Source organism: Dyadobacter sp. HNCC25DJ185, from assembly GCF_056895195.1.
Map to the genome: position 1 here is coordinate 60,341 of NZ_JBXHAR010000006.1, position 19,941 is coordinate 80,281.

At 47.5% G+C, this 19,941-nt stretch carries 18 protein-coding genes; 6 read left to right on the forward strand and 12 right to left on the reverse strand.

Going from position 1 to position 19,941, the window contains the following annotated elements; all coding sequences use genetic code 11:
* Nucleotides 1-73: 73 nt before the first annotated feature.
* Together AC1XUF_RS17750 and AC1XUF_RS17755 are read left to right on the forward strand one after the other, a co-directional pair.
* Nucleotides 74-2,020, forward strand: a complete 1,947-nt coding sequence (locus tag AC1XUF_RS17750; protein WP_483343165.1) for a TonB-dependent receptor plug domain-containing protein — start codon at nucleotides 74-76, stop codon at nucleotides 2,018-2,020.
* A 147-nt stretch (nucleotides 2,021-2,167) separates the two neighbouring features.
* On the forward strand, nucleotides 2,168-2,824 hold the full coding sequence (locus AC1XUF_RS17755) for an alpha/beta fold hydrolase (RefSeq protein WP_483343166.1): 657 nt from the start codon (nucleotides 2,168-2,170) through the stop codon (nucleotides 2,822-2,824).
* Nucleotides 2,825-2,841: 17 nt separating this feature from the next.
* Here AC1XUF_RS17755 and AC1XUF_RS17760 read toward each other — a convergent pair whose 3' ends face one another.
* The 4 genes from AC1XUF_RS17760 to AC1XUF_RS17775 form a co-directional block, all read right to left on the reverse strand.
* A complete protein-coding gene (locus AC1XUF_RS17760) occupies nucleotides 2,842-3,822 on the reverse strand; it encodes an NAD(P)H-quinone oxidoreductase (RefSeq protein ID WP_483343167.1) in 981 nt (326 codons plus the stop codon).
* 20 nt (nucleotides 3,823-3,842) lie between these two features.
* Nucleotides 3,843-4,211 carry a YccF domain-containing protein gene (locus AC1XUF_RS17765; RefSeq protein ID WP_483343168.1) on the reverse strand — a complete coding sequence of 123 codons (369 nt, stop codon included), beginning with the start codon at nucleotides 4,209-4,211 and terminating at the stop codon, nucleotides 3,843-3,845.
* 78 nt (nucleotides 4,212-4,289) lie between these two features.
* Complete coding sequence (locus tag AC1XUF_RS17770; RefSeq protein WP_483343169.1) at nucleotides 4,290-4,940, reverse strand: pseudouridine synthase; 651 nt, start codon at nucleotides 4,938-4,940, stop codon at nucleotides 4,290-4,292.
* 207 nt (nucleotides 4,941-5,147) lie between these two features.
* Nucleotides 5,148-6,215 (reverse strand): DUF3500 domain-containing protein, encoded by a 1,068-nt coding sequence (locus AC1XUF_RS17775; RefSeq protein WP_483343170.1) that lies wholly within the window; start codon nucleotides 6,213-6,215, stop codon nucleotides 5,148-5,150.
* A gap of 136 nt (nucleotides 6,216-6,351) precedes the next feature.
* Between AC1XUF_RS17775 and AC1XUF_RS17780 the strand changes: the two genes are divergently transcribed.
* The 4 genes from AC1XUF_RS17780 to AC1XUF_RS17795 all read left to right on the forward strand — a co-directional run bounded on the left by AC1XUF_RS17780 (nucleotide 6,352) and on the right by AC1XUF_RS17795 (nucleotide 12,127).
* A complete protein-coding gene (locus tag AC1XUF_RS17780) occupies nucleotides 6,352-7,695 on the forward strand; it encodes a deoxyguanosinetriphosphate triphosphohydrolase (protein ID WP_483343171.1) in 1,344 nt (447 codons plus the stop codon).
* A 118-nt stretch (nucleotides 7,696-7,813) separates the two neighbouring features.
* Complete coding sequence (locus AC1XUF_RS17785; RefSeq protein WP_483343172.1) at nucleotides 7,814-9,100, forward strand: amidohydrolase/deacetylase family metallohydrolase; 1,287 nt, start codon at nucleotides 7,814-7,816, stop codon at nucleotides 9,098-9,100.
* A gap of 10 nt (nucleotides 9,101-9,110) precedes the next feature.
* On the forward strand, nucleotides 9,111-10,361 hold the full coding sequence (locus tag AC1XUF_RS17790) for an amidohydrolase/deacetylase family metallohydrolase (protein WP_483343173.1): 1,251 nt from the start codon (nucleotides 9,111-9,113) through the stop codon (nucleotides 10,359-10,361).
* 5 nt (nucleotides 10,362-10,366) lie between these two features.
* Entirely contained in the window at nucleotides 10,367-12,127 is a 1,761-nt protein-coding gene (locus tag AC1XUF_RS17795) for a PQQ-dependent sugar dehydrogenase (RefSeq protein WP_483343174.1), read from the forward strand.
* A gap of 6 nt (nucleotides 12,128-12,133) precedes the next feature.
* Here AC1XUF_RS17795 and AC1XUF_RS17800 read toward each other — a convergent pair whose 3' ends face one another.
* The 8 genes from AC1XUF_RS17800 to AC1XUF_RS17835 all read right to left on the reverse strand — a co-directional run bounded on the left by AC1XUF_RS17800 (nucleotide 12,134) and on the right by AC1XUF_RS17835 (nucleotide 19,813).
* Nucleotides 12,134-13,033, reverse strand: a complete 900-nt coding sequence (locus tag AC1XUF_RS17800) for a carbon-nitrogen hydrolase family protein (protein ID WP_483343175.1) — start codon at nucleotides 13,031-13,033, stop codon at nucleotides 12,134-12,136.
* A gap of 11 nt (nucleotides 13,034-13,044) precedes the next feature.
* A complete protein-coding gene (locus tag AC1XUF_RS17805) occupies nucleotides 13,045-13,641 on the reverse strand; it encodes a GNAT family N-acetyltransferase (RefSeq protein ID WP_483343176.1) in 597 nt (198 codons plus the stop codon).
* Nucleotides 13,642-14,049 carry a nuclear transport factor 2 family protein gene (locus AC1XUF_RS17810; RefSeq protein ID WP_483343177.1) on the reverse strand — a complete coding sequence of 136 codons (408 nt, stop codon included), beginning with the start codon at nucleotides 14,047-14,049 and terminating at the stop codon, nucleotides 13,642-13,644.
* 11 nt (nucleotides 14,050-14,060) lie between these two features.
* Complete coding sequence (locus AC1XUF_RS17815; RefSeq protein ID WP_483343178.1) at nucleotides 14,061-16,013, reverse strand: ArnT family glycosyltransferase; 1,953 nt, start codon at nucleotides 16,011-16,013, stop codon at nucleotides 14,061-14,063.
* Between the two features lie 137 nt (nucleotides 16,014-16,150).
* The gene (locus AC1XUF_RS17820) at nucleotides 16,151-17,176 is read right to left on the reverse strand and encodes an ABC transporter ATP-binding protein (RefSeq protein WP_483343179.1); all 1,026 of its coding nucleotides are present in this window, start codon (nucleotides 17,174-17,176) and stop codon (nucleotides 16,151-16,153) included.
* Nucleotides 17,173-18,225 carry an iron chelate uptake ABC transporter family permease subunit gene (locus AC1XUF_RS17825; RefSeq protein ID WP_483343180.1) on the reverse strand — a complete coding sequence of 351 codons (1,053 nt, stop codon included), beginning with the start codon at nucleotides 18,223-18,225 and terminating at the stop codon, nucleotides 17,173-17,175. The genes AC1XUF_RS17820 and AC1XUF_RS17825 overlap by 4 nt, the downstream gene beginning before the upstream one ends.
* A complete protein-coding gene (locus AC1XUF_RS17830; RefSeq protein ID WP_483343181.1) occupies nucleotides 18,225-19,379 on the reverse strand; it encodes an ABC transporter substrate-binding protein in 1,155 nt (384 codons plus the stop codon). The genes AC1XUF_RS17825 and AC1XUF_RS17830 overlap by 1 nt, the downstream gene beginning before the upstream one ends.
* Nucleotides 19,380-19,408: 29 nt before the next feature.
* Nucleotides 19,409-19,813, reverse strand: a complete 405-nt coding sequence (locus tag AC1XUF_RS17835; RefSeq protein WP_483343182.1) for a DUF5618 family protein — start codon at nucleotides 19,811-19,813, stop codon at nucleotides 19,409-19,411.
* Nucleotides 19,814-19,941: the final 128 nt, after the last annotated feature.

The following is a 19,941-nucleotide window of genomic DNA, read 5'->3' on the forward strand; positions in this document are numbered from 1 at the left end:
TTGTTTCAGCTTTTGGCTGGTAGCGATAGCCTTCAGCTTCGGTTTTTAGATCATCGTCCTTTAATTAACACCAATGAATAAATATTACGCCGCCCTTCTATTGCTTTATGCGTGCCACTTCGCAATGGGCCAGGAGATTTCGCTCGACCCTGTAACCGTCACTTCCTCCATGATAGAAAAAAGGTCCTCGCAGACGGGACGTAACATTGCAGTGATTCGGGGGGAGTATTTTCAAAACCTGCCGGTGCACAGCATCGACGATCTTTTGAGATATGTGCCGGGCGTTGAAATCCAGGCGCGCGGGCCCATGGGCTCGCAGAGCGACATTGTGCTTCGCGGCGGTACTTTTCAGCAGGTGCTGGTAATTCTGGACGGGATCAGGCTGAACGATCCCAATACCGGCCACTTCAACAGCTATATCCCGGTTTCACCCTCAGAAATCGAACGGATCGAAGTTTTGAAAGGCGCTTCTTCTGCGATTTATGGCTCGGATGCCGTAGGAGGTGTGATCCACGTGATTTCCAAAACTTTTGCAGCCAGGCAATTAGCTGATAACCAGGGAAAGCAGGCTGTAAAAGCAAGTGCGAACGCCATGCTGACTGCCGGCGCTTACGGACTGATAAACGCCAATGCGGGCGGTTTTTATCAAAAAAATAAACTGGCCCTTTCCGGGGGTATCCTTTCGAATAATGCTACCGGAGTTCAGCAGCGCGGTATCAAAGGTTTTTTTCACAACAATACTGCATCTCTTTCATTGCACTATGACTTGTCGCCGAACTGGAATCTTGCCATCAGAAGCGCTTACGACCATCGTGATTTTGCCGCGCAGAATTTTTATACAGTACTCAAATCCGACACCGCCAGCGAAAAAGTAAAAACTTCCTGGAACCAGGTCAGGCTTGGTTACAAAAAGGATAAGACCTCTTTTTCCTTTGACGCAGGATACAAGTTTGCCGACGATCGATATGCATTCAATCCGCATGCGATTGCAAATAGCAGTAAGTCGAGGCTCTGGCAGGGGCTGGCGGTATGGCAACAGGCGTTTACGCCAAATACAAGTCTGATCGCAGGCCTGAATTATCAAAACCGTAATATCTCGTCTAACGACCGGGGCGATCATTCGTTGAGCCAATTCGCGCCTTTTGTTTCTCTTGTTCAGGCATTCGGAGCACATTTTACGGTCACCCCCTCTGTACGATTGGATTGGCGTGAAAACATTGGTTCCGAATTTGTGCCGCAGATTAATTTGTCATACAAAAAAGATCAGTGGCAGCTCCGCGGAAGTGCCGGAAAAACAATCCGCGATGCCGACTTTACCGAGCGTTTCAACAACTATAATAAAACGCTGGTAACCGGAGGAAATGTAGGCAATCCCAGCCTTAAGGCTGAGCGTTCGTTCAGTTACGAAGCCGGGGCCGACTGGTTCCTGTCCGGAAGCCCAACTGCTCAGTTCAAAATTTCAGGTACTTTTTTTCAGAGACTTCAGAACGACCTGATCGACTACGTCACAACGCCTTATGCCCAAATGCCCCGCAAAGAAAATCTTTCACCGACTGGTACTTTTGGGTTGGCATTGAACATTGCAGAAGTCAATACAACAGGCTTCGAGCTTGACATTCAATCAGTCAACTCAATTTCGGTCAACCAGAAATTGATCTTCAACGCAGGGCTAACCTGGCTCAACAGCAAAAACAGCAGTCAGATACCTTCATTCTACGTTTCATCCCACGCGAAATTCCTGACTAATTTTTCGGCGATCTACCAGGTTTCCGGGTTTTCGCTTAGTCTCAATGGTCTTTATAAAGAGCGCGCAGCCCGGGATGCCGCAGCAATCGAAGCGTCTATCACCAAAGACTACTTTGTGCTGAATGCAAAGGCAGAATATGCTTTCCTGAACCGTGCACTCGCCCTGTTTGTCCAGGCTGATAACACATTTGACGTCCAATACAGCGATTTGCTGGGATCAAAAATGCCGGGCAGATGGTTGATGGGAGGTGTCCGGCTTAATCTGGGCAAATAGCTTTAAATCTTTATTTTGCCGGAATTCGTATATTTCGAAAGCTACCTCTAAGATATGTTTTCAAAATTTCGGGCTCCTTTTATTGCATTACTGGTCTGTCTGATTTCCATCGGCCACGCTATTGCCCGATCCCCATCTGCGTCAAAAATGAATGTTTACTTTTTAAGTGGCCTGGGCGCCGATAAACGTGTTTTTGACCAGCTAAAACTGGACGACCGATTTCTTGTGAAGCACATTGAATGGATTAAACCAGAGAAAAAGGAAACATTGCAGCACTATGCAAGCAGGCTCGTTGCCCAAATGGATACCACCCAGCCATTTCAACTGGTGGGCCTGTCTTTTGGTGGTGTCATGGCATCGGAGCTTTCTGATATCGTGCATCCCCGGCAGATTATCCTTATCTCCAGCACGCCAGTAGGTATCCCGGTTTCGAAAGGTTACCAAAGACTGATCAAATTCCTGCTGCTCTCCCCTTTCGCCGCACCGATTTTGAAATCGACAAATTCCATTGTTTATAAATATTTCGGGGCAGATACTCCCGAGCTGAAAGCCTTGCTCAAATCCATTTTACACGACACCGACAGTAAGTTTCTTAAATGGGCACTGGTTCGCATGAGCAGTTGGGACCGCAAAAAGAAGGCAGAACATCTTTACCATATCCACGGCACGGCTGATAAACTGATCAGTATCAAGCTCGTCCAGCCCGACATTACCATCGAAGGCGCGGGCCACTTGATGGTCTACGCACAAGCAGATCAGGTGTCGGCTATTTTGAACAGGCAGTTGGGGGAAGGAATGAAATGAAAGGAGTATGCTTTCTGTCAGGGAAGGTGTACGGCCAGCACAATCTTCCCGATATGCTCGCTGCTTTCCATTAAAGCGTGCGCCTTCGCAGCTTCCTCCAATGGATATTGTTTAAAAACAACAGGCCTAAATTTCCCACTTTCCATCACCGGCCACACTTTTTCCCTGATTTCCAAAGCGAGAGCAGATTTGAATTCGGGCTCTCTATTGCGCAGGGTACTGCCTGTTACGGTAAGGCGTTTTTGCATAATCAGCCCGAAATCGGCGTCCCCTGCTTTGCTGCCTTTCATGGTATTAATGAAAACCAGCCTTCCTTCTCTTTTTAAAAGTCGGAGGTTTTTAGGAATGTAGTCTCCTCCAATCATGTCGAGAATGACGTCAACGCCCTGCTCCTTTAGTATCTCTTCAAAATCAGCAGCATTATAATTCACACAGAGATCCGCCCCCAGTGCTTGACATGCGTCGCATTTTTCATCGCTGCCAGCCGTGGTAAAAACCTTCGCGCCAAATGCTTTTGCCACTTGAATTGCCGTGATCCCGATACCGCTGCTGCCGCCATGCACCAGGAAATTTTCACCGGATTTCAAGCTGCCTCGTTGGAATACATTGTGCCAGACCGTAAAAACAGTTTCAGGCAGCGATGCGGCTTCCGCAAAATTGAATCCAGCCGGGATTGGAAGACAATGTCCCGCTTTCGCTACGGCAAACTCGGCATAACCGCCGCCTACCAGCAATGCGCAAACTCGGTCACCCACTTTCCAATCCGGAATTTGTGAACCCGTCCTTTCTATTATTCCCGCTACCTCCAGGCCCGGAATATCTTTGGGAGCTCCGGGCGGAGGCGGATATTTTCCCTTTCGCTGCAGCACATCCGGCCTGTTGATCCCCGCTGCATAAACTCTGATCAGTACTTCATCTTTGGTGATGGCCGGCACCTCCCTGTTTTGAATTTGTAAAACATCGGGACCTCCCGGCGTAGTGATTACAGCGGCTTTCATAAAATTTCAGATTGAAAGAATTAATAAATCTCTTTTCCAAAAGGTGCAAAAGAGAGGCTCATCAGCTTGAAGTGCTGCCTTGCAAAAGGGAGTCCGATGATCGTAATGGCAAGAATTATTCCAAAAACAAGGTGGGTAAGCGCAATCCAGATACCGCCAAGCAAAATCCAGACTATGTTGAAAATCGTGGAAAGGCAGCCTGTATTTCCCGGAACCTCCCTAACCTGCTGCCCAAATGGGAACAACGTCAGAAAACCGATCTTGAAACATTGGATGCCGAAAGGAATGCCAACAATGGTAAGGCACAAAACCAGGCCGGAAACCATGTATTCCAGGAAGACGACGAATCCACCGAAAATAAGCCAGATGATATTTCCAATTAAGTTCATTTCAGGAAGCGTTAAGTGATCGTTTATGACTAATAGATGTCGTAAATCTAGGTTTTCGATCTATTGAGAACTCACGTTTTATACGAGCGGCGGCGTCGGCAAACGGCTGGATGATATGGCTGACTGCCAGTTTTCGATTTTCAAAAGTCTGAAAAAGTCGTTTTCATCCAATTCGCGTACGGCACCCGGCTGCAGATCTTCCAGCGCAATATCTTCAATACTCGCACGCACCAATCGCTTGCACCGGTGGCCGGCTGTGCGTACCATTTTCCTGATCTGGTGATATTTCCCTTCGGTGAGCGTCATGCGCAGCCAGGTATTGGGCACATTTTCCCGTATCTCACTGATGTGTTTTGACAAGATCTCAGGCCTGGAAATAATCTCAACTTCACAGGGAGAGGTCACATACTCAATGCCGCCTTTCACGCGGATCCCAATCCCACTGCGTAAAAGCCGCAAAGTATCCTCACTCACATGATGCCCGACATTCACCCAGTAAGTCCGCTTGTGAGGGACCTCCCCCATAAAAAGCAGGTTGGTTACCCGTTTATTGGTAGTCAGGATAAGCAAGCCTTCGGAATGACTGTCGAGCCGCCCCACCGCATGCGTACCCTCCGGAAAATCAAAATCGATATCTCCCAGAAGCCCCACATCATCAGGACTTACAAACTGGGAAACCATATTTGCGGGCTTATTAAGGATAAAATATCGGTGTCGCGCGGAAGTCATTTCCAAAGTTAGCTATGCTTCGTGACTAAGAAACGAATCTTTGCCAATACATCCTCTATTTGAAAGAAAACTTCATGGTTGGTAAATCTTATGACATCAATGCCGAACTCTCCGATTAGCTCCGGGCTCATTTGGATCATATGCCCTGTTTTTTCCAAGACTGTCAAATGTCAAGTCCCCAGGGGGATTTAGGGGGCAAACAAGCACTCAATGCCCCTTCTCATAATGCGCACCCAGCATATCCTCCCCAAAATCATTGGCAAGGTCCCTTACCACCGAATGCACATGGTTGCCGCCATTTTGCGTGTTGTCAAATTCGATCAGGAATGTCGGGCCGTGGACTCGGTAATAATGGCCATGCCCGGGACCGATCTCCGGTTTTTGATCGCCCATCCAGGCGAAATGGATTTTGTCCAATCCATTTTTTTCAAGCTCGCTCCACTGCTGATTTTTCAAGGTAATGTGGTAACGGCGCAAATATTCCATGATCAGGTTTTTAAAAATCGCCTTCTGCGCTGATGTCATTTCTCCCATGGGGATCCCTTCCATTTTTGCAAGCGACGCTTTGCGCGCATTGCCTGTAAAAATCTCGTTAGGCGCTTTGGTGCCCATATTGGCTTTCGCCAATTGAGACGGATCCAAACTGTGCAGAAGCTCAAATGCGATATCCTGCTCTGCTTTTAAAATCCTTTTACCTTTCTGAGGGACATCGATTAATACGGTTCCGGGATTGCTTCCCATAAAACTCGGCGTGTAAGTTACTTGCCCTTTCATCGATGAAAAATGAAGCGACAGATGATGGCCCTCCACCCGCCAGCCCCACGGATCTGTACCCGGTGTGCCAAACACCAGAAATGCATAGTTTTCGGGATCTCTGTAAGTATCGTTGGCCGGACGGTTTTCAACGACTCTCAATACATTTTCCAGGTCTATAATTTGTTCTGCCTTACTGTAACCTTCCTGACTCAATGCCAGCCTGACCATGTTCATCGCCGCTTTGCGCTGGTTGGCATCCATCGCTTTCAAAGTAAGGCCCTTCCTTGCTCTGGGCGTAAAGTTCCAATCAAAACGCATCGTATCTGTGTAAGACATCTTAGCGTCTTTCAGCTGGTCCGCAGAAAGAGTTTTCAGAAAGACTGCTGCTACCTCCGCCATTTCCTTTGCCAGCTTTTCGTCCTTTTTTAGTTCCGCTTTATCCTCAGTCGTTTTATCAACAAACCCAAAGGAGATATTTCCAAATGCAAGAAAACAGACTGCTGCGGCTATCTTTTTCATAACTGGCTGTTTAGGAATTAAACAATTTTATTTTTGATTAAATGAAAAGTAACGGCGCGCTGGAAACTACCATTCTATTCCTTTTTCCTGAATTAGCTGAAAGCGATTAGCTTTGCCGGGGTTTAACAGATATATCATGAACTGGGAAAAGTTACTCTCCGCCAAACGCTGGGGAAGCGAAGATAAATACAATGCCGACCCCGCCGAGGCAAGATCGGAGTTTCAGCGCGACTACGACAGGCTGATCTTCTCCTCCCCATTCAGAAGATTACAGAACAAAACACAGGTTTTTCCTTTGCCGGGCAGCGTGTTTGTCCATAACCGCCTTACACACAGCCTGGAAGTAGCCAGCGTAGGCAAATCATTAGGCCGGATTTTTTACAATAAGTTAAAAAATGACGATCCTGCAATTGATGAGAAGCTGCCTCTGATCAGCGAGATTGGCAACATTGTTTCCGCGGCCTGTCTGGCCCACGATTTGGGCAACCCCGCATTCGGGCATTCGGGAGAAGCCGCTATCTCCCATTACTTTACAGATGGCGACGGTTTCAAATACAAAAATGAGGTTACCTCCGCTCAATGGGCCGACCTGGCTCATTTCGAAGGGAATGCCAATGCTTTCCGGATCCTTACCCATCCCTATGCCGGAAAAGGCTACGGCAGCTTTGCGCTCACCTATTCCACGCTGGCCTCCATTGCCAAATATCCCTGCGAATCGCTGGCCGGCCATCATAAATCAAAGATATTCACCAAGAAATACGGTTTTTTTCAATCGGAGCAAAGCGGTTTTCAAAAAATCGCCGCTGAACTGCAATTGAATGAAGTAAGTGCATCTCCTTTGGTTTATAAAAGACACCCGCTGGTATACCTGGTGGAAGCTGCCGACGATATCTGCTACAATATCATCGACCTCGAGGATGCTCACCGCCTGAAAATATTGTCCTATCAGGAAGTAGAAACACTTTTGCTCGAATTGTGCAATGATCCGAAAATGCCCGCGCGGCTGGCCGAAATCGATGACGATGATGCGAAAATCAGTTTGCTCAGGGCCAAATCCATCAGTACACTCATCGGAAACTGTTCGGAACTTTTTTATCGTGAGCAACAAATCATACTGGATGGCGATTTCAACCAAAGCCTGATCGACGGCATTCCTGAGCCCTTTAGAACAGCCATGAAAGAAATAGAACGGATTTCCGTTAAAAAAATCTACAATTACTCCTCCGTGGTCCAGATCGAAGTAGCGGGTTATAAGGTAATGGGCGGGCTTTTAGAAGAGTTCGTACCCGCCTATCTCAATAACCAATCACATTATTCCAGAAAACTCGTCGACCTCATCCCCAAACAATTCATTACTTCCCGAACAGACCCCTATTCCAAAATCCAAACCGTTCTGGACTTTGTTTCCGGGATGACAGACCTCTATGCTGTGGAACTATTCCGGAAGATAAAAGGCATTTCCTTTCCTTCGATTGCATAACACCTGCCGGGGCCACAAATTGCGTGCTCGTGCACGTACTGCTTGGATGCAACAGATTTTTTCGTTAAACTCACGTCCTGATGCGAGTTGTCATCTCTCAACTTCCTAAACTCCTGATATGGTCCCTTTTTCAGAAACAGGGCGCTGCGGCAGTGCTGCTATTCTGGCCTGCCTGCTCATTTTCTTCATCAATGCTGTCGCTTTCGCGCAGGATATCGACGTACTCTTAAAGGGCGGTCATGTGATTGACCCAAAAAACAACATTGACACTGAAATGGACGTCGCTATCACGGGCGGAAAAATCGTGCGCGTAGCGAAGGACATTCCTGCCTCTTCCGCCAAAAAGACCGTTGATGTCAAAGGATTTTACGTCGCGCCGGGCTTTATTGATATGCATGCCCATGTTTTTAACGGTACTACACCGGATGCTTACATTGCCAATGCCTCCACGAGTTTGCCGCCCGATGGGTTCACATTCCGGACGGGGGTAACTACGGTTGTGGACGCAGGGTCCTCTGGCTGGCGCAATTTCAAAACGTTCAAAGCGCAAACGATTGACAAAGCCCAAACCCGCGTACTGGCTTTTCTCAATATTGTCGGTACCGGAATGGCGAGCCGGTACGAAGAGCAGGACCTGTCGGACATGAACCCGGTGATGGTCGCCAATATGATCAAAAGACTTTATCCCAATCTCATCGTTGGCATCAAATCTGCGCACTATTGGGGCGATTATTCTCAGGTACAGAAGGCCGTTGAAGCCGGAAAACTGGCCGACGTGCCCGTAATGGTCGATTTCGGTGAACATAGGCCGCCGTTGTCCATTGAAAAGCTGTTCAAAGAATACCTTCGCCCCGGTGATATTTTCACACATACTTACGCACATGGACCCAACGACCGCGAGACTGTCGTAGACGAAAACGGGAAAGTGAAACCATTCATTTTCGAAGTGCAGAAAAAGGGATTGATCTTCGACGTCGGTCACGGTGGTGGCGCTTTTGCGTGGAGGCAGGCCATTCCGTCCTTACAGCAAGGTTTTAAGGCCAATGTCATCAGCACCGATTTGCATACCGACAGCATGAACGGCGGTATGAAGGGCCTGGACAATATCATTTCCAAATTCCTGAACATGGGTATGTCCCTGCCAGACGCAATTCTGCGGGTTACCTGGAACCCCGCACAGGTAATCAAGCGCCCCGACCTGGGAAGTTTATCGGTTGGTTCGGAGGCCGATGTCACCGTTTTTAATATCAGAAAAGGCGATTTTGGTTTCCTGGATACGAGGAGATTGAAAATGAAAGGGGATAAAAAGCTGGAAGCGGAACTGACATTGCGTGCCGGAAAAATTGTCTGGGATTTGAACGGGACCGCTTCCGCGGACTGGGAGACCGAATTATCAGCTAAATAATAATGGGGCAATGATAAAGCCAGCGAGGTTCTTCAGCATAAAACTTTTCCCGGTACTGTTCGTCAGTATTCTGCTTTCCTTAGAAAATACTTTCGGCCAAAAATATGAACTGCTGATCAGAGGCGGGCATGTGATTGACCCGGCAGATCAGGTCAACAAGGTTTTAGATGTGCTGGTCGACAAGGGAAAAATCGTCAAAATCGCAAGTTCGATATCGGATTCAGCTGCTAAAATCATCGAGGCAAAAGGCCTGTACATTACCCCCGGTTTTATTGATACCCATACCCACGTTTTTGTCGGTCCTGAAGCAGGGTTGTTTGCAAATGGTGTAAACAGTGTTTCTCCCGACGATTTTACATTCAAATCGGGCGTCACAACGGTGGTAGATGCCGGCACATCGGGCTGGCGCAATTTTCCGGTTTTCAAAAAACAGGTCATTGATCAATCCAAAACCAGGATATTGGCATTCCTCAACATATCCGGCGAAGGAATGACGGGCGCGGCAAGGGAGCAAAACCTGGAAGACATGAGTGCAGATTCGACCGCTGCATTGATCTTGAAATATCCCGAGCATATCGTAGGCGTTAAAATCGGACATTACAATGGAAAAGATTGGGTACCATTTGACCGGGCTGTTTCCGCAGCCGCAAAATCAAAAAAGCCATTATTTGTGGAATGTCATTTGCCCGAATACCCGTTGGAATACCAATTGGCTAAAATGAGGCCGGGTGATATGATCACGCATTCTTTTGAGAATATAAAAGAAAGAATGCCGATTGTAGGGGGAGACGGGAAAGTCAGACTTTTTGTATTGGAAGCAAAAAAGCGGGGTATCTTGTTTGATCTGGGCCATGGAGGCGCAGGCTTCTGGTTCGACCAGGCCATACCCGCTGTGAAGCAGGGTTTTTATCCCAATTCTTTCGGGACTGACCTCCACCGTTTCAGCATGAACTCCGGCATGAAGGACATGGCCAATGTGATGTCCAAGTTTATGGCTATGGGATTGTCATTGGAACAGGTTGTCCAGATCGCTACCTGGAATCCCGCCAAAGCAATCGGACATGAAGAACTGGGCAACCTAAGAGAAGGCGGGATCGCAGACCTCGCTGTCTTCCGGCTGAGAGAAGGGGAATTCGGGTTTACGGATTCTGCCGGAAACAGCATGACCGGAAACCGGAAGATAGAAGTTGAAATGACCATCCGCGACGGCAAGATCGTCTGGGACCTGAATGGTTTGGGAGCAAAAAAGCAGAAATATTAATCACCATGACTTTCATTGAAAAGACCAAAGAAATCCTGAGAACCGCATCTATTTTCGGCCTGCTTACTATTCTGATCGTCGCTGCCGGAAAACCAGAGGACAAACTTCCAGCCGGAGATCCTGACAACGGCGGATTAGCGACGCCCGACGGTTTTGAAACACTGGTCGTCGCGGATAGCACGGGCCTGGCGAGGCATATTGTGGTCAACACCAATGGGGACATTTACATTAAGCTGCGCTATTTCGGAAAAGGGCAGGGAGGCGGAACGGTGGCGCTACGGGATACCAATCGTGATGGGAAGGCCGATATCATTAAAAACTTTGGCAAATACCAGGATCAAAGCAGCTTAGCCAACGGGATCATGATTCAAAATGGTTACCTGTATTACAGTTCTTCATTGGTTGTGTACCGCAGCAAGCTCATTCCCGGCGAGCTGATACCCGATGAAAATTACGAAGTTGTGCTCAAAGACGACCACGAGCACGGAACACACTGGCACATTACCAAACCCATGGCTTTTGATAACAAAGGCAATATGTATGTGCCTTTCGGGGCGCCATCGGATGCCTGCCAGGATATGGTCAATTCGCCGGGCGGCAAACCCGGGAGCGTTGGTTTAACCCCTTGTCCCGATCTGGAAAAACATGGCGGGATCTGGAAATTCAGTGCGGACAAACTGAATCAGACACAAACAGACGGTACGCTTTTCGCGACTGGCCTGAGAAGCATATTAGGCTTGCGCTGGAACACCGCGGATCAGAATTTATATGCGGTAGTACATGGCAGGGACAATATGCACAGACTGTTTCCCGAATACTATTCGTCCTGGCAAAGCGCAATGCTGCCGGCGGAGGAATTTGTGAAGATAACCCAAGGCACAAACCTCGGCTGGCCTTACTACTATTTTGACCAGATGAAGGGCAAGAAAATGCTCAATCCCGAATACGGCGGCGACGGAAAAAAAGAAGGGGAAGGAAGTAAATACCAGAATCCGATCATTGGTTTTCCAGGCCACTGGGCGCCGAACGATCTGCTTTTTTACACGGGAAACCAGTTTCCTGAACGCTACAAAAATGGTGCTTTCATTGCTTTCCATGGCTCCACGAACCGGGCGCCGTACCCGCAGGCCGGTTATTTTGTATGTTTTGTTCCCTGGGTAAATGGCAAGTTTTCCAACAAATGGGAAGTTTTCGCCGACGGTTTCGCGGGAGTAGACCCGATTATCAACGTAAGCGACGCAAAAGCCCGCCCAATGGGCCTCGCACAGGGGCCAGACGGCTCACTTTACATTACCGATTCGAGGAAAGGGAAGGTTTGGCGCGTCATGTTCAAAGGAAACAAAAAGACTTTTGGCCCTGCCCAACTTGCCTCTATGGAAAAACATAAGCTCGCCGCCAATATCCGGACCCCTGACGAAGTAAACGATAACCTTGACAAGGACACAAAACTGGCCGGTCAGCGCATTTACAATACTTACTGCACACCCTGTCACCAAAGGAACGGCCTGGGCGACGGAAGCCGTTTCCCGCCCCTGGTCAATTCGGAATGGGTTACTGAGGACAAAAGAAAACTGATCCAGGTAGTCGCCAATGGCCTCGAAGGGCAAATCACAGTCCTTGGAAAACCATACAACGACCTGATGCCTAAACATGATTTCATCAAATCAGAAGAAATGGCGCAGCTGCTGACGTTTGTGCGGCAGCAATTCGGCAATATGCCCGACAGGGTTTCTGTAGAGGAGGTGAATCGGGTTTTGAAGCGGTAAACGGGATCACACAGACTTATATGCGATCTGCAATTGTTCAGCAGCGAAAACATTGATCAGCTTCGAATGGTCCCCAAAATTGAAGACTTGCCCATCCGTTCTAACCTCATCAATTTTCGAAAAATCCAGTTCCTGAACCAGCCAGCCCTCTTGCTGGGGAGTCATTGACGAAATAATGCCTTCCTCCGGAAAGTCTTTGTCAGGAGTAGAGTAACACGCTGCATAGCCATAATTGATGTCGACAGCCGGTGACCAGGCTGCATTTCCGACCGTCTGGGAAACCATCGTGTAAGCCTGGTTTTCCAGTGCGCGTGCCCGGGCACCCACGTGAACACGTGTTGCGCCTCGGATCGTTTCGGTACAGCTCGGGGCCAGGATAAGTGACGCCCCGGAAGTACTTAGCATTCGCGAGCCGATAGAAAATTCGACATCGTAGCAGATCTGAATTCCAAAGTTGCCCCAAGGTGCTTCAAATACGGTCAGGATTTTCGGGGAGCTCTGGATGCCCCATTCTTCATTTTCAAAGCGGGTCATGAAAAATTTGTCCTGATAACCCACCAAGCCGTTGGGAGAAAACACATAGGCCCGGTTGAGATTTTGCCCGTTTTCGATGACGGGTATGGTCGGGGCGACAATGATGATATCGTGCTTTACAGCCAATGCTTCGAAAACCGCGCAAAATTCGGACTTGATTGCATCCAGCGAGGATATCTGCTTCCGTATGTCGCGTCTGATGTCTTCAGAAAAAATACTGACCAGTTCCATCGACCCATATTCCGGAAAAAGAAGCAACTGCGCCCCTTTCTGAACCGCATCCATAACCCAGCGTTCGATATGCAGCTTCCAGGCGGCAAGATCGGCATGTTCCGTGATCGGATATTGGGCGGCTGCAATCGTTACGGTCATTTTGGCTTGTTTTAATTCAGGTATTTAACCCAGAAAATCATTGTTTTCGCTGTCGACCTGCTCTCTCCAATGTCCGGCCAGCTCATAAAACTTTGAAGCCGAGGCTCCTTCCGGTAACCTCGCTTGGTCCAGAATACATCGTTCGGACGGTAGTTCGCTGGCTTCGACGGATGATCTTCCCCCCTGTCGACAGCACAAAAACAGCACATTTTGAAAGTCCCGAAACTTCCCGCATGTGCTTCGCGCTCGTCGAAAAAACGGTGCCCCAAACCCAGGCCCCGATACTGCGGTAGCAAAATACTCTCTCCAAAGTAAAAGACCGAACCCAGGTCAAATCCGGTATCTTCAAAAGGTTTCCTGACTTCCGGCGCTTCGTCGACCAAGGGAATGCAGGTGGTAGCCCCAACCATCTTGGCATCGTCGTATACTGCAAACAATAATGCTTTTTCCGATTGTGAATAGATTTTCAAATACTCAGTTTCATAGTCAATCGAACCGTCGTACAAATAAGGGTAATCGTGGAATACCGTAATCCGCAACTGACCCAGATCATTGACCACGGATTGGATCTGAGACCCTTTTTTCCACGAAAAAGTCAGGTTACCCATTTATTTTGCTTTTGAAACCAGCTCAATCCAGAGCGGCAGGTTATAGTAAGTGGTAACCCTGCAGATCCTCCCCTCTTTGATCTCCAGAAATGCCCCGGCAGGAAGCACATAGGATTGGCCAAACGCCTCCGGCATACCCTCTTCGCCCTTTTTGTAGATGCCATTCACAACAAATTCAGCCGCTACCCGCCTTCCTGATGGTTCGGTAAAAAGCACCATGTCCGTCAGGATTTCTTCGTAGGACTCGTCCATTTTTTGCAAAAACGCGGTGAATTTGTCCGCTCCGATCCGCACTTCCCCTTGATTTGCCTCGTGCCGTACTTCCGGATCGAGCAGGGTAAGCATCCCTTTCCAGTTTTTTTGGTTAAAACATTGGTAATATAATTTTACAGTTTCCAGTGCAGTCATTTTCAATGCTTTTAGTTAATAAATGATTTGGTCAGCGGTTGAGCCGGAATATAAAGCCACCTGTCCTTGCCAAAGGATTTTGCCACATAAACCCTGCTTTTATACCTGAATTTCTCCCCCTCGTCATGCTCCGAGATGATCAGATCGGGCACAAATCCTGGCTTTTCGAGTACTTTGGACGGATTTCTTAAACCAATATGTTCAAAGGTACGGCCTGGCTTTCTCAATGAAAACTGGTAGCCATAATCATAACTGTGTTCTTCCAGATCAAGCCCTATTTTTTGAGGATTGCGCGCATTCACTTCCCGGATGAGCTTTTCCATTTCTGGCCAGTGGTCCCCCCATATGATTTTTTCCGGGTTTGAAAACAGCACGCTTTCCTGTTTCAGATTCTGGATTCCCTCAATGTTGATATTCAGGTGAAGGCTCGTATTGATCGGCGGAAAAACCTTCTCAAAAAACCATTTGGTCGAAAGTAAAGGATGGGTCACGCTCAGCAGCGCAAAAGGAAGCGCCGCAAGCCAAAGGACCAAAACAAGCATTTTTGAACCGGCCACCGGCAGGACAGATCCGTACACCAGCCCGATGACTGGTGCATACAGCATAAAGAAGGCGATATGCAATCTGGAACCGTAGGTTTGATATGCAATAAAAAAGCAAAAGGTAAGAAAACTCAAAAAGGCCAGCCCCGCATAGAGCCTGGCAGAGGATTGGATCCGGGCAAAAAACAACAAAGGTATGCTTAACAAAACAAGCCACATAGCCAGGAAATTATGGGCAAAATCCTCATTGAAATTAAGTTTGTTCATCTTAAACTCCATTCCATTATCATACACATTTAAGGGCGTGTGGATTGACTCATGGAAGTTTGAGAGCTGATTCTGGAGAAACTGATTATATTGGTTGCCAGGCGAAACAAAACCCAAATGAAGGAAAACATGCTTGGAAACGGAGGAAAAATAACCTCCCGGACCTTTGAAGCTGGTTTTATTTCCACTGCTGATGTGACCGATCGGAGAACCGAAAATCTGGTAGGTGCGATACCAGAACGGACCATTCAGCAGGAGAACCACCACCAATGTCCCTGCGGCCAATGCGGTCAGCGGTTTCAACAAAGCCCTTTTGGAAATCATGAAAACAAAGAGGTATAAACCAAAAGGAAACACGTAGAACGCAAAAGTACCTTTGGTCAGCATGCCCAAACCAGCCGATATCATGATCAGGACCAGTGAGGAGGCTTTTTGCGCTTTCACGTAATCAAATACATAAAACGCGGTCCCGACAACAAAGAAGGCCACCACCAGGTCATTCTGGGTTGTCATGGATTCCAGTACAGCAATAGGCAACGTTGCCGCAAAGCAAAGGGCAATCCGCAAAGCTCGTCCGGAATCCGTAAAAAGATGGATTAAGAGGGATATATACCCAAGAATCCCTATCAGGCACAACCATTGGACCAATTGGAAATAACGCTCATTTCCAGCTAACAGGAAAGTATGCAAGTGGACATATTCTGAAAACGGGCTGAATGAAATGGACCTTTCGATGTGTGTCGCAAAGTGGGATACATTTTTATTCTGTATCCAATAACCCAGCCTGCTAAGGTGATAGCTCAGGGAATCCAGGTTATTTGGCGTTGCGACGATGGCAACAACGCATGTTATGCTAAAAAGAGTAAGCAGAATAACATTGGTGAGTGGCCCCAGCTCTCTCAGGAAAAACCTGCCCGACGAAAACCAATTTTTACAAACTTGCCCCAGCTCAATCCCTGATTGTTTTTTCAATTTCATACAGCCTAGCAGCAGTACGAAATCCAGAATAATCCAGCCGCCGGCCAGTGCCCAGGTGGTAATCAGGTTGAAAGCGCCGAGTATTTCGGTGATGCCTCCGATAAAAAAGAATATACCTGTGGATGCTGCGAGCAGCGAACGCCGGAACGATTGCCCGGCATTTCTGAATAGGGCCATATAGCAAATAGCTGTACCTAACCATATCGCTAATGGAATCAATAGTATCATGTGAAGGGACCTGCTGAGTAAATTCTCCGTTCAAAACTAACCAATTCAGCTGAAAAAAGGCCCTCAAAATCACTGAATAGCCATTTTCATTTATTTACGGCATTTTTTAGATAAGTGAGCAGTGCCTCCACGGAGACTACTTTAACCACCTTCTGGTTGTCGTAAACTTCCCAGACAGTCCCATTATCTTCGTCTTTTGCATTGACTTTCAGGTAGGTATTTGGGGAAGTACTCCATTTCCAGCCTTCCCTCTCGAATGCTCTTTTAGTCCAGGAGACCAGATTTTCGTCCCCTTCCAGGTACACTGACGCAATACCAGGTTCTTTGCGCACCCGGAATGTCCCGACAGTTTTGTCAAAGAAAAACCCTTTTTTAGAGAAAGCCGATTCGAAGGAACCGTTTAAAACGAGGTCTTCCGGAACACCGGTCACAAGTTCGCCGTCGTGTTTCAGGAGCCACAGATAATCGGCCGTCTGCAGAGCAAGGTCGAGCTCATGTGTGCTAAGCAAAACTGCTTTCTGCGTTTTCCGGGCGAGGCTGTGCAGCAATTCCATCATTTCGATGCGATTGGGTAGATCGAGATGGGCAGTCGGTTCATCGAGTAAAATAATACCGGTATCCTGTGCCAATGCCCTGGCCAGCATTACTTTTTGCCTTTCCCCATCGCTTAACTGATGCATCCGCTTATCCAGAAGCATTGAAACGTCGGCATAAGTAATTGCCTGTGCAATTTTTTCCCGGTCGTCGGCATGCAATTGGCCAAGCCAATTGGTATAAGGGGTCCTTCCCAGATCCACTACCTCACGGGCTGTGAGGTTACCTACCTCAACCCGGTCTGTTAACACGAGGCTTAGCTTTCTGGCCAGATTTTCGGGCTTTAAATCAAAAAGCGACTGATCGTTGATGAGAATTCTCCCTGCCAACGCCGGCTGCAGTCCCGCCAGCGTTCGCATTAATGTAGATTTACCAGATCCATTGGAGCCCAACAGGCAGACCAGACTTCCCGGCACCAATTGCAGGTTAAGTTCTCTGGATATGGTTTTGACCAGACCTTTTGACCGGTAGCCTATCGCCAGATTTTCCGTGGTCAGATATGGAAGCTGATCGGTCATGAGAAAGACGAACGAATGTTATTTCGGCTTATGATCACCCAGATCACTATTGGGGCGCCGAGCAAAGAAGTAACAATATTGATGGGAACGATAGCCTGTGTTCCGGGCAGTTGGGCGATGATATCACAAAGCAGCAGCAGCACCGTTCCGGTCAGGCAAGTAGCCGGTACCAGTACGCGATGGTTGGCAGTACCGAGCAGTGACCGTGTAATATGCGGAATTGCAATGCCGACAAAGCCGATCGGTCCGCAAAATGCTGTAATACTGCCAGTAAGAATGCTAGTGCTGAGCATGATGATCAATCGCGTCCTGCCAACAGAAAGCCCCACGCTTCTCGCGTAATTTTCTCCCAATAAAAGTGCATTCAGGGATTTGGAAGAAACAAAAGCCAATAGCAGCCCAAGAAACACGACTCCCGAAAGCACGTACAAATGGTAACCAGTAACACCGTTAAGCGAGCCGAACGTCCACATGATATATTCCTGCAATTCTTCCGGCTGGCTGAAATATTGCCAGATACTGATCACAGAAAGTGTTATCGTTCCGATCATCACGCCGACAATCAGCAAAATAACATGATCCCGGATGCGACCAGCAATTAAAAGGATCAGTGCCAGAACCAGTGCAGACCCCAGAGAAGACATTCCCACGATCAGCCAGCTTCCGGAAACCCCGAGCTGACTGATCGCATAAATACTTGCGCTGCTTCCTCCTGATAACATCACAGCGGCAACACCCAAACCAGCACCGGCAGTAATGCCCAGTTCCGACGGGCCTGCCAACGGATTTCGGAACAAGGTCTGCATTTGCAACCCGCTTACAGAAAGTCCGCATCCGGCAAGAATTGCTGTCATTGCTTTCGGGAAGCGTATTTTTTCAATGATGAACAGCCATGCCGTATTTTCAGATTTTTGAAAAAAGACAATATCAAGGACGTCGCGGAGGGGAATCTGTACTGGCCCGAGCATGATGTCGAACGCAAAGAAAACAACAGCCAGGAATGCCAGACCCATGAAAATCCAGTTTCTGTTATTCTCCTTTTCGATCATTATGGGAGTTGTTTGTAGTAAACCAATTGGTGCCCGGGCATGATCTCCGGATGAAATATCTTGATGAGATCGGCCAGGACAATGTGAGGATTAACCGTTCCGGATTCAAAGAAATCATTGGAACCCTGCTCATTCACCCGGCCATTGTAGCTGTACATTTTCCCCGATTTAAAGGCTTTAAAATCCGAATATCGTGAATCCTGAGCGAGGATATCTTTCTTGGTATCACTTTTATTGAAACCGACGTTGACCCAGAAATCAGCTTCCAATGCAAACGGGTATACGGCTTCAAAGTTCAGCGGCAGGCTCCCCTCGGCCTTGTTGTTTTTCCAATAATAATCTGCGCCTGCGTCCTGGAAGAATTGGGCCATATAACTATCGCCGCTGGGCAGGAACCAGGCGTCTTTTGTATTGAGACCCGAAATAATTGTTGGCTTTATTTTAGTACCCGCGGCCAGAGCAGTGAGTCGGTTGTATTCCGATTCGAGTTTGCCGAATTTTTCATTCACCAGCTTTTCCTTATTGAGCAAAGCAGCCACCAGTTTGACCCACTCAGCGCGCGCCAGAGGCGTTTTCTCAATCCATTCGGAATTAACCAATACAGGAATTCCCGCCTGTTTCAATATTTGGTAATGATCTGATTTAGTGCCGGGACTCCCGACCGTCATCACAATACCCGGATGCATTTCAATTAATTTTTCCTCATTCAGTCCCTGATCCCGGCCTACCTCAGCGACATTACCTGCCTTAATTTGGGTGATAACCGCTGGAGAATAAACATATTGCAAGTTTCCTAATCCGGTCAGTATCTTTTCAGATTCCAGAAATTCGAATAGGCCGATATGCATGGAAGACATCACAACTGCACTTTTCACTGGGATTTCAACAACCTGGGCTTTTAGGAAATTTTGAGGACGGGGGATTCCTTTCCCGAGCAGGACATACTTTAAAGTATCGGCAGAACCAATAATACTGACAACTTTGTAATCTTTGAAGTATTCAATCGTGAAGCCTTTTGCGTGTTTAATTTCTACTTTGTCAGCATAATTACTGGCTTCGGAAGCTGGCTTTTCTCTGGTTTTGGTTGAATTTTCGGTGTTGCAGGCTAAGAATATCGTTAAGAAAGCAAGAAGTAAGTATAGCTGTTTGATCATTGTAAAAGAGAAGCGTTGAGAAAGGAAGTTTAAGTGTTTGTAATGTAAGTGAGCATCTTCCTCACATTTTCAAGACCTGTATGAACTGTTTTCACGGATCGTGTTCCGTGGTAGTAACCATTGATATGCAACTCATCATACACTTCCAGTAAAAGGGCTAAAAGCTTTTTATTGTACTTTCTGATCCTATTGCTATAATCCTCGATACTTGTGGGCTTTTCAAACTTGATCCCTTCCTTCTGTCTCAGGTATTCATCGAGTATAAGCAAGGCGGCCGAGTAAGCAGTACCTGACGCCATTTTCACATACTTGATGTCTCTGTATTCGCCATCTTCCTTTCTGGCCTTTTCTGAAAGCATTTGCCTGGCGTTTTCCGGGCACCTCTCCGCTTCCTCACCCAGGGGTAGAGAATTTGCGATGCTTTTCTTTGTCATAGTCGTGTAATTAAATATGATTTGTAATAAGACGGCGCATTCGGGAAAAGTCACTCAAAAGTAGCACTTAATTTTCAAAGCCACCGGCACGACAAACACTCAAATGGCACGCTTTTAATGTTTTCACA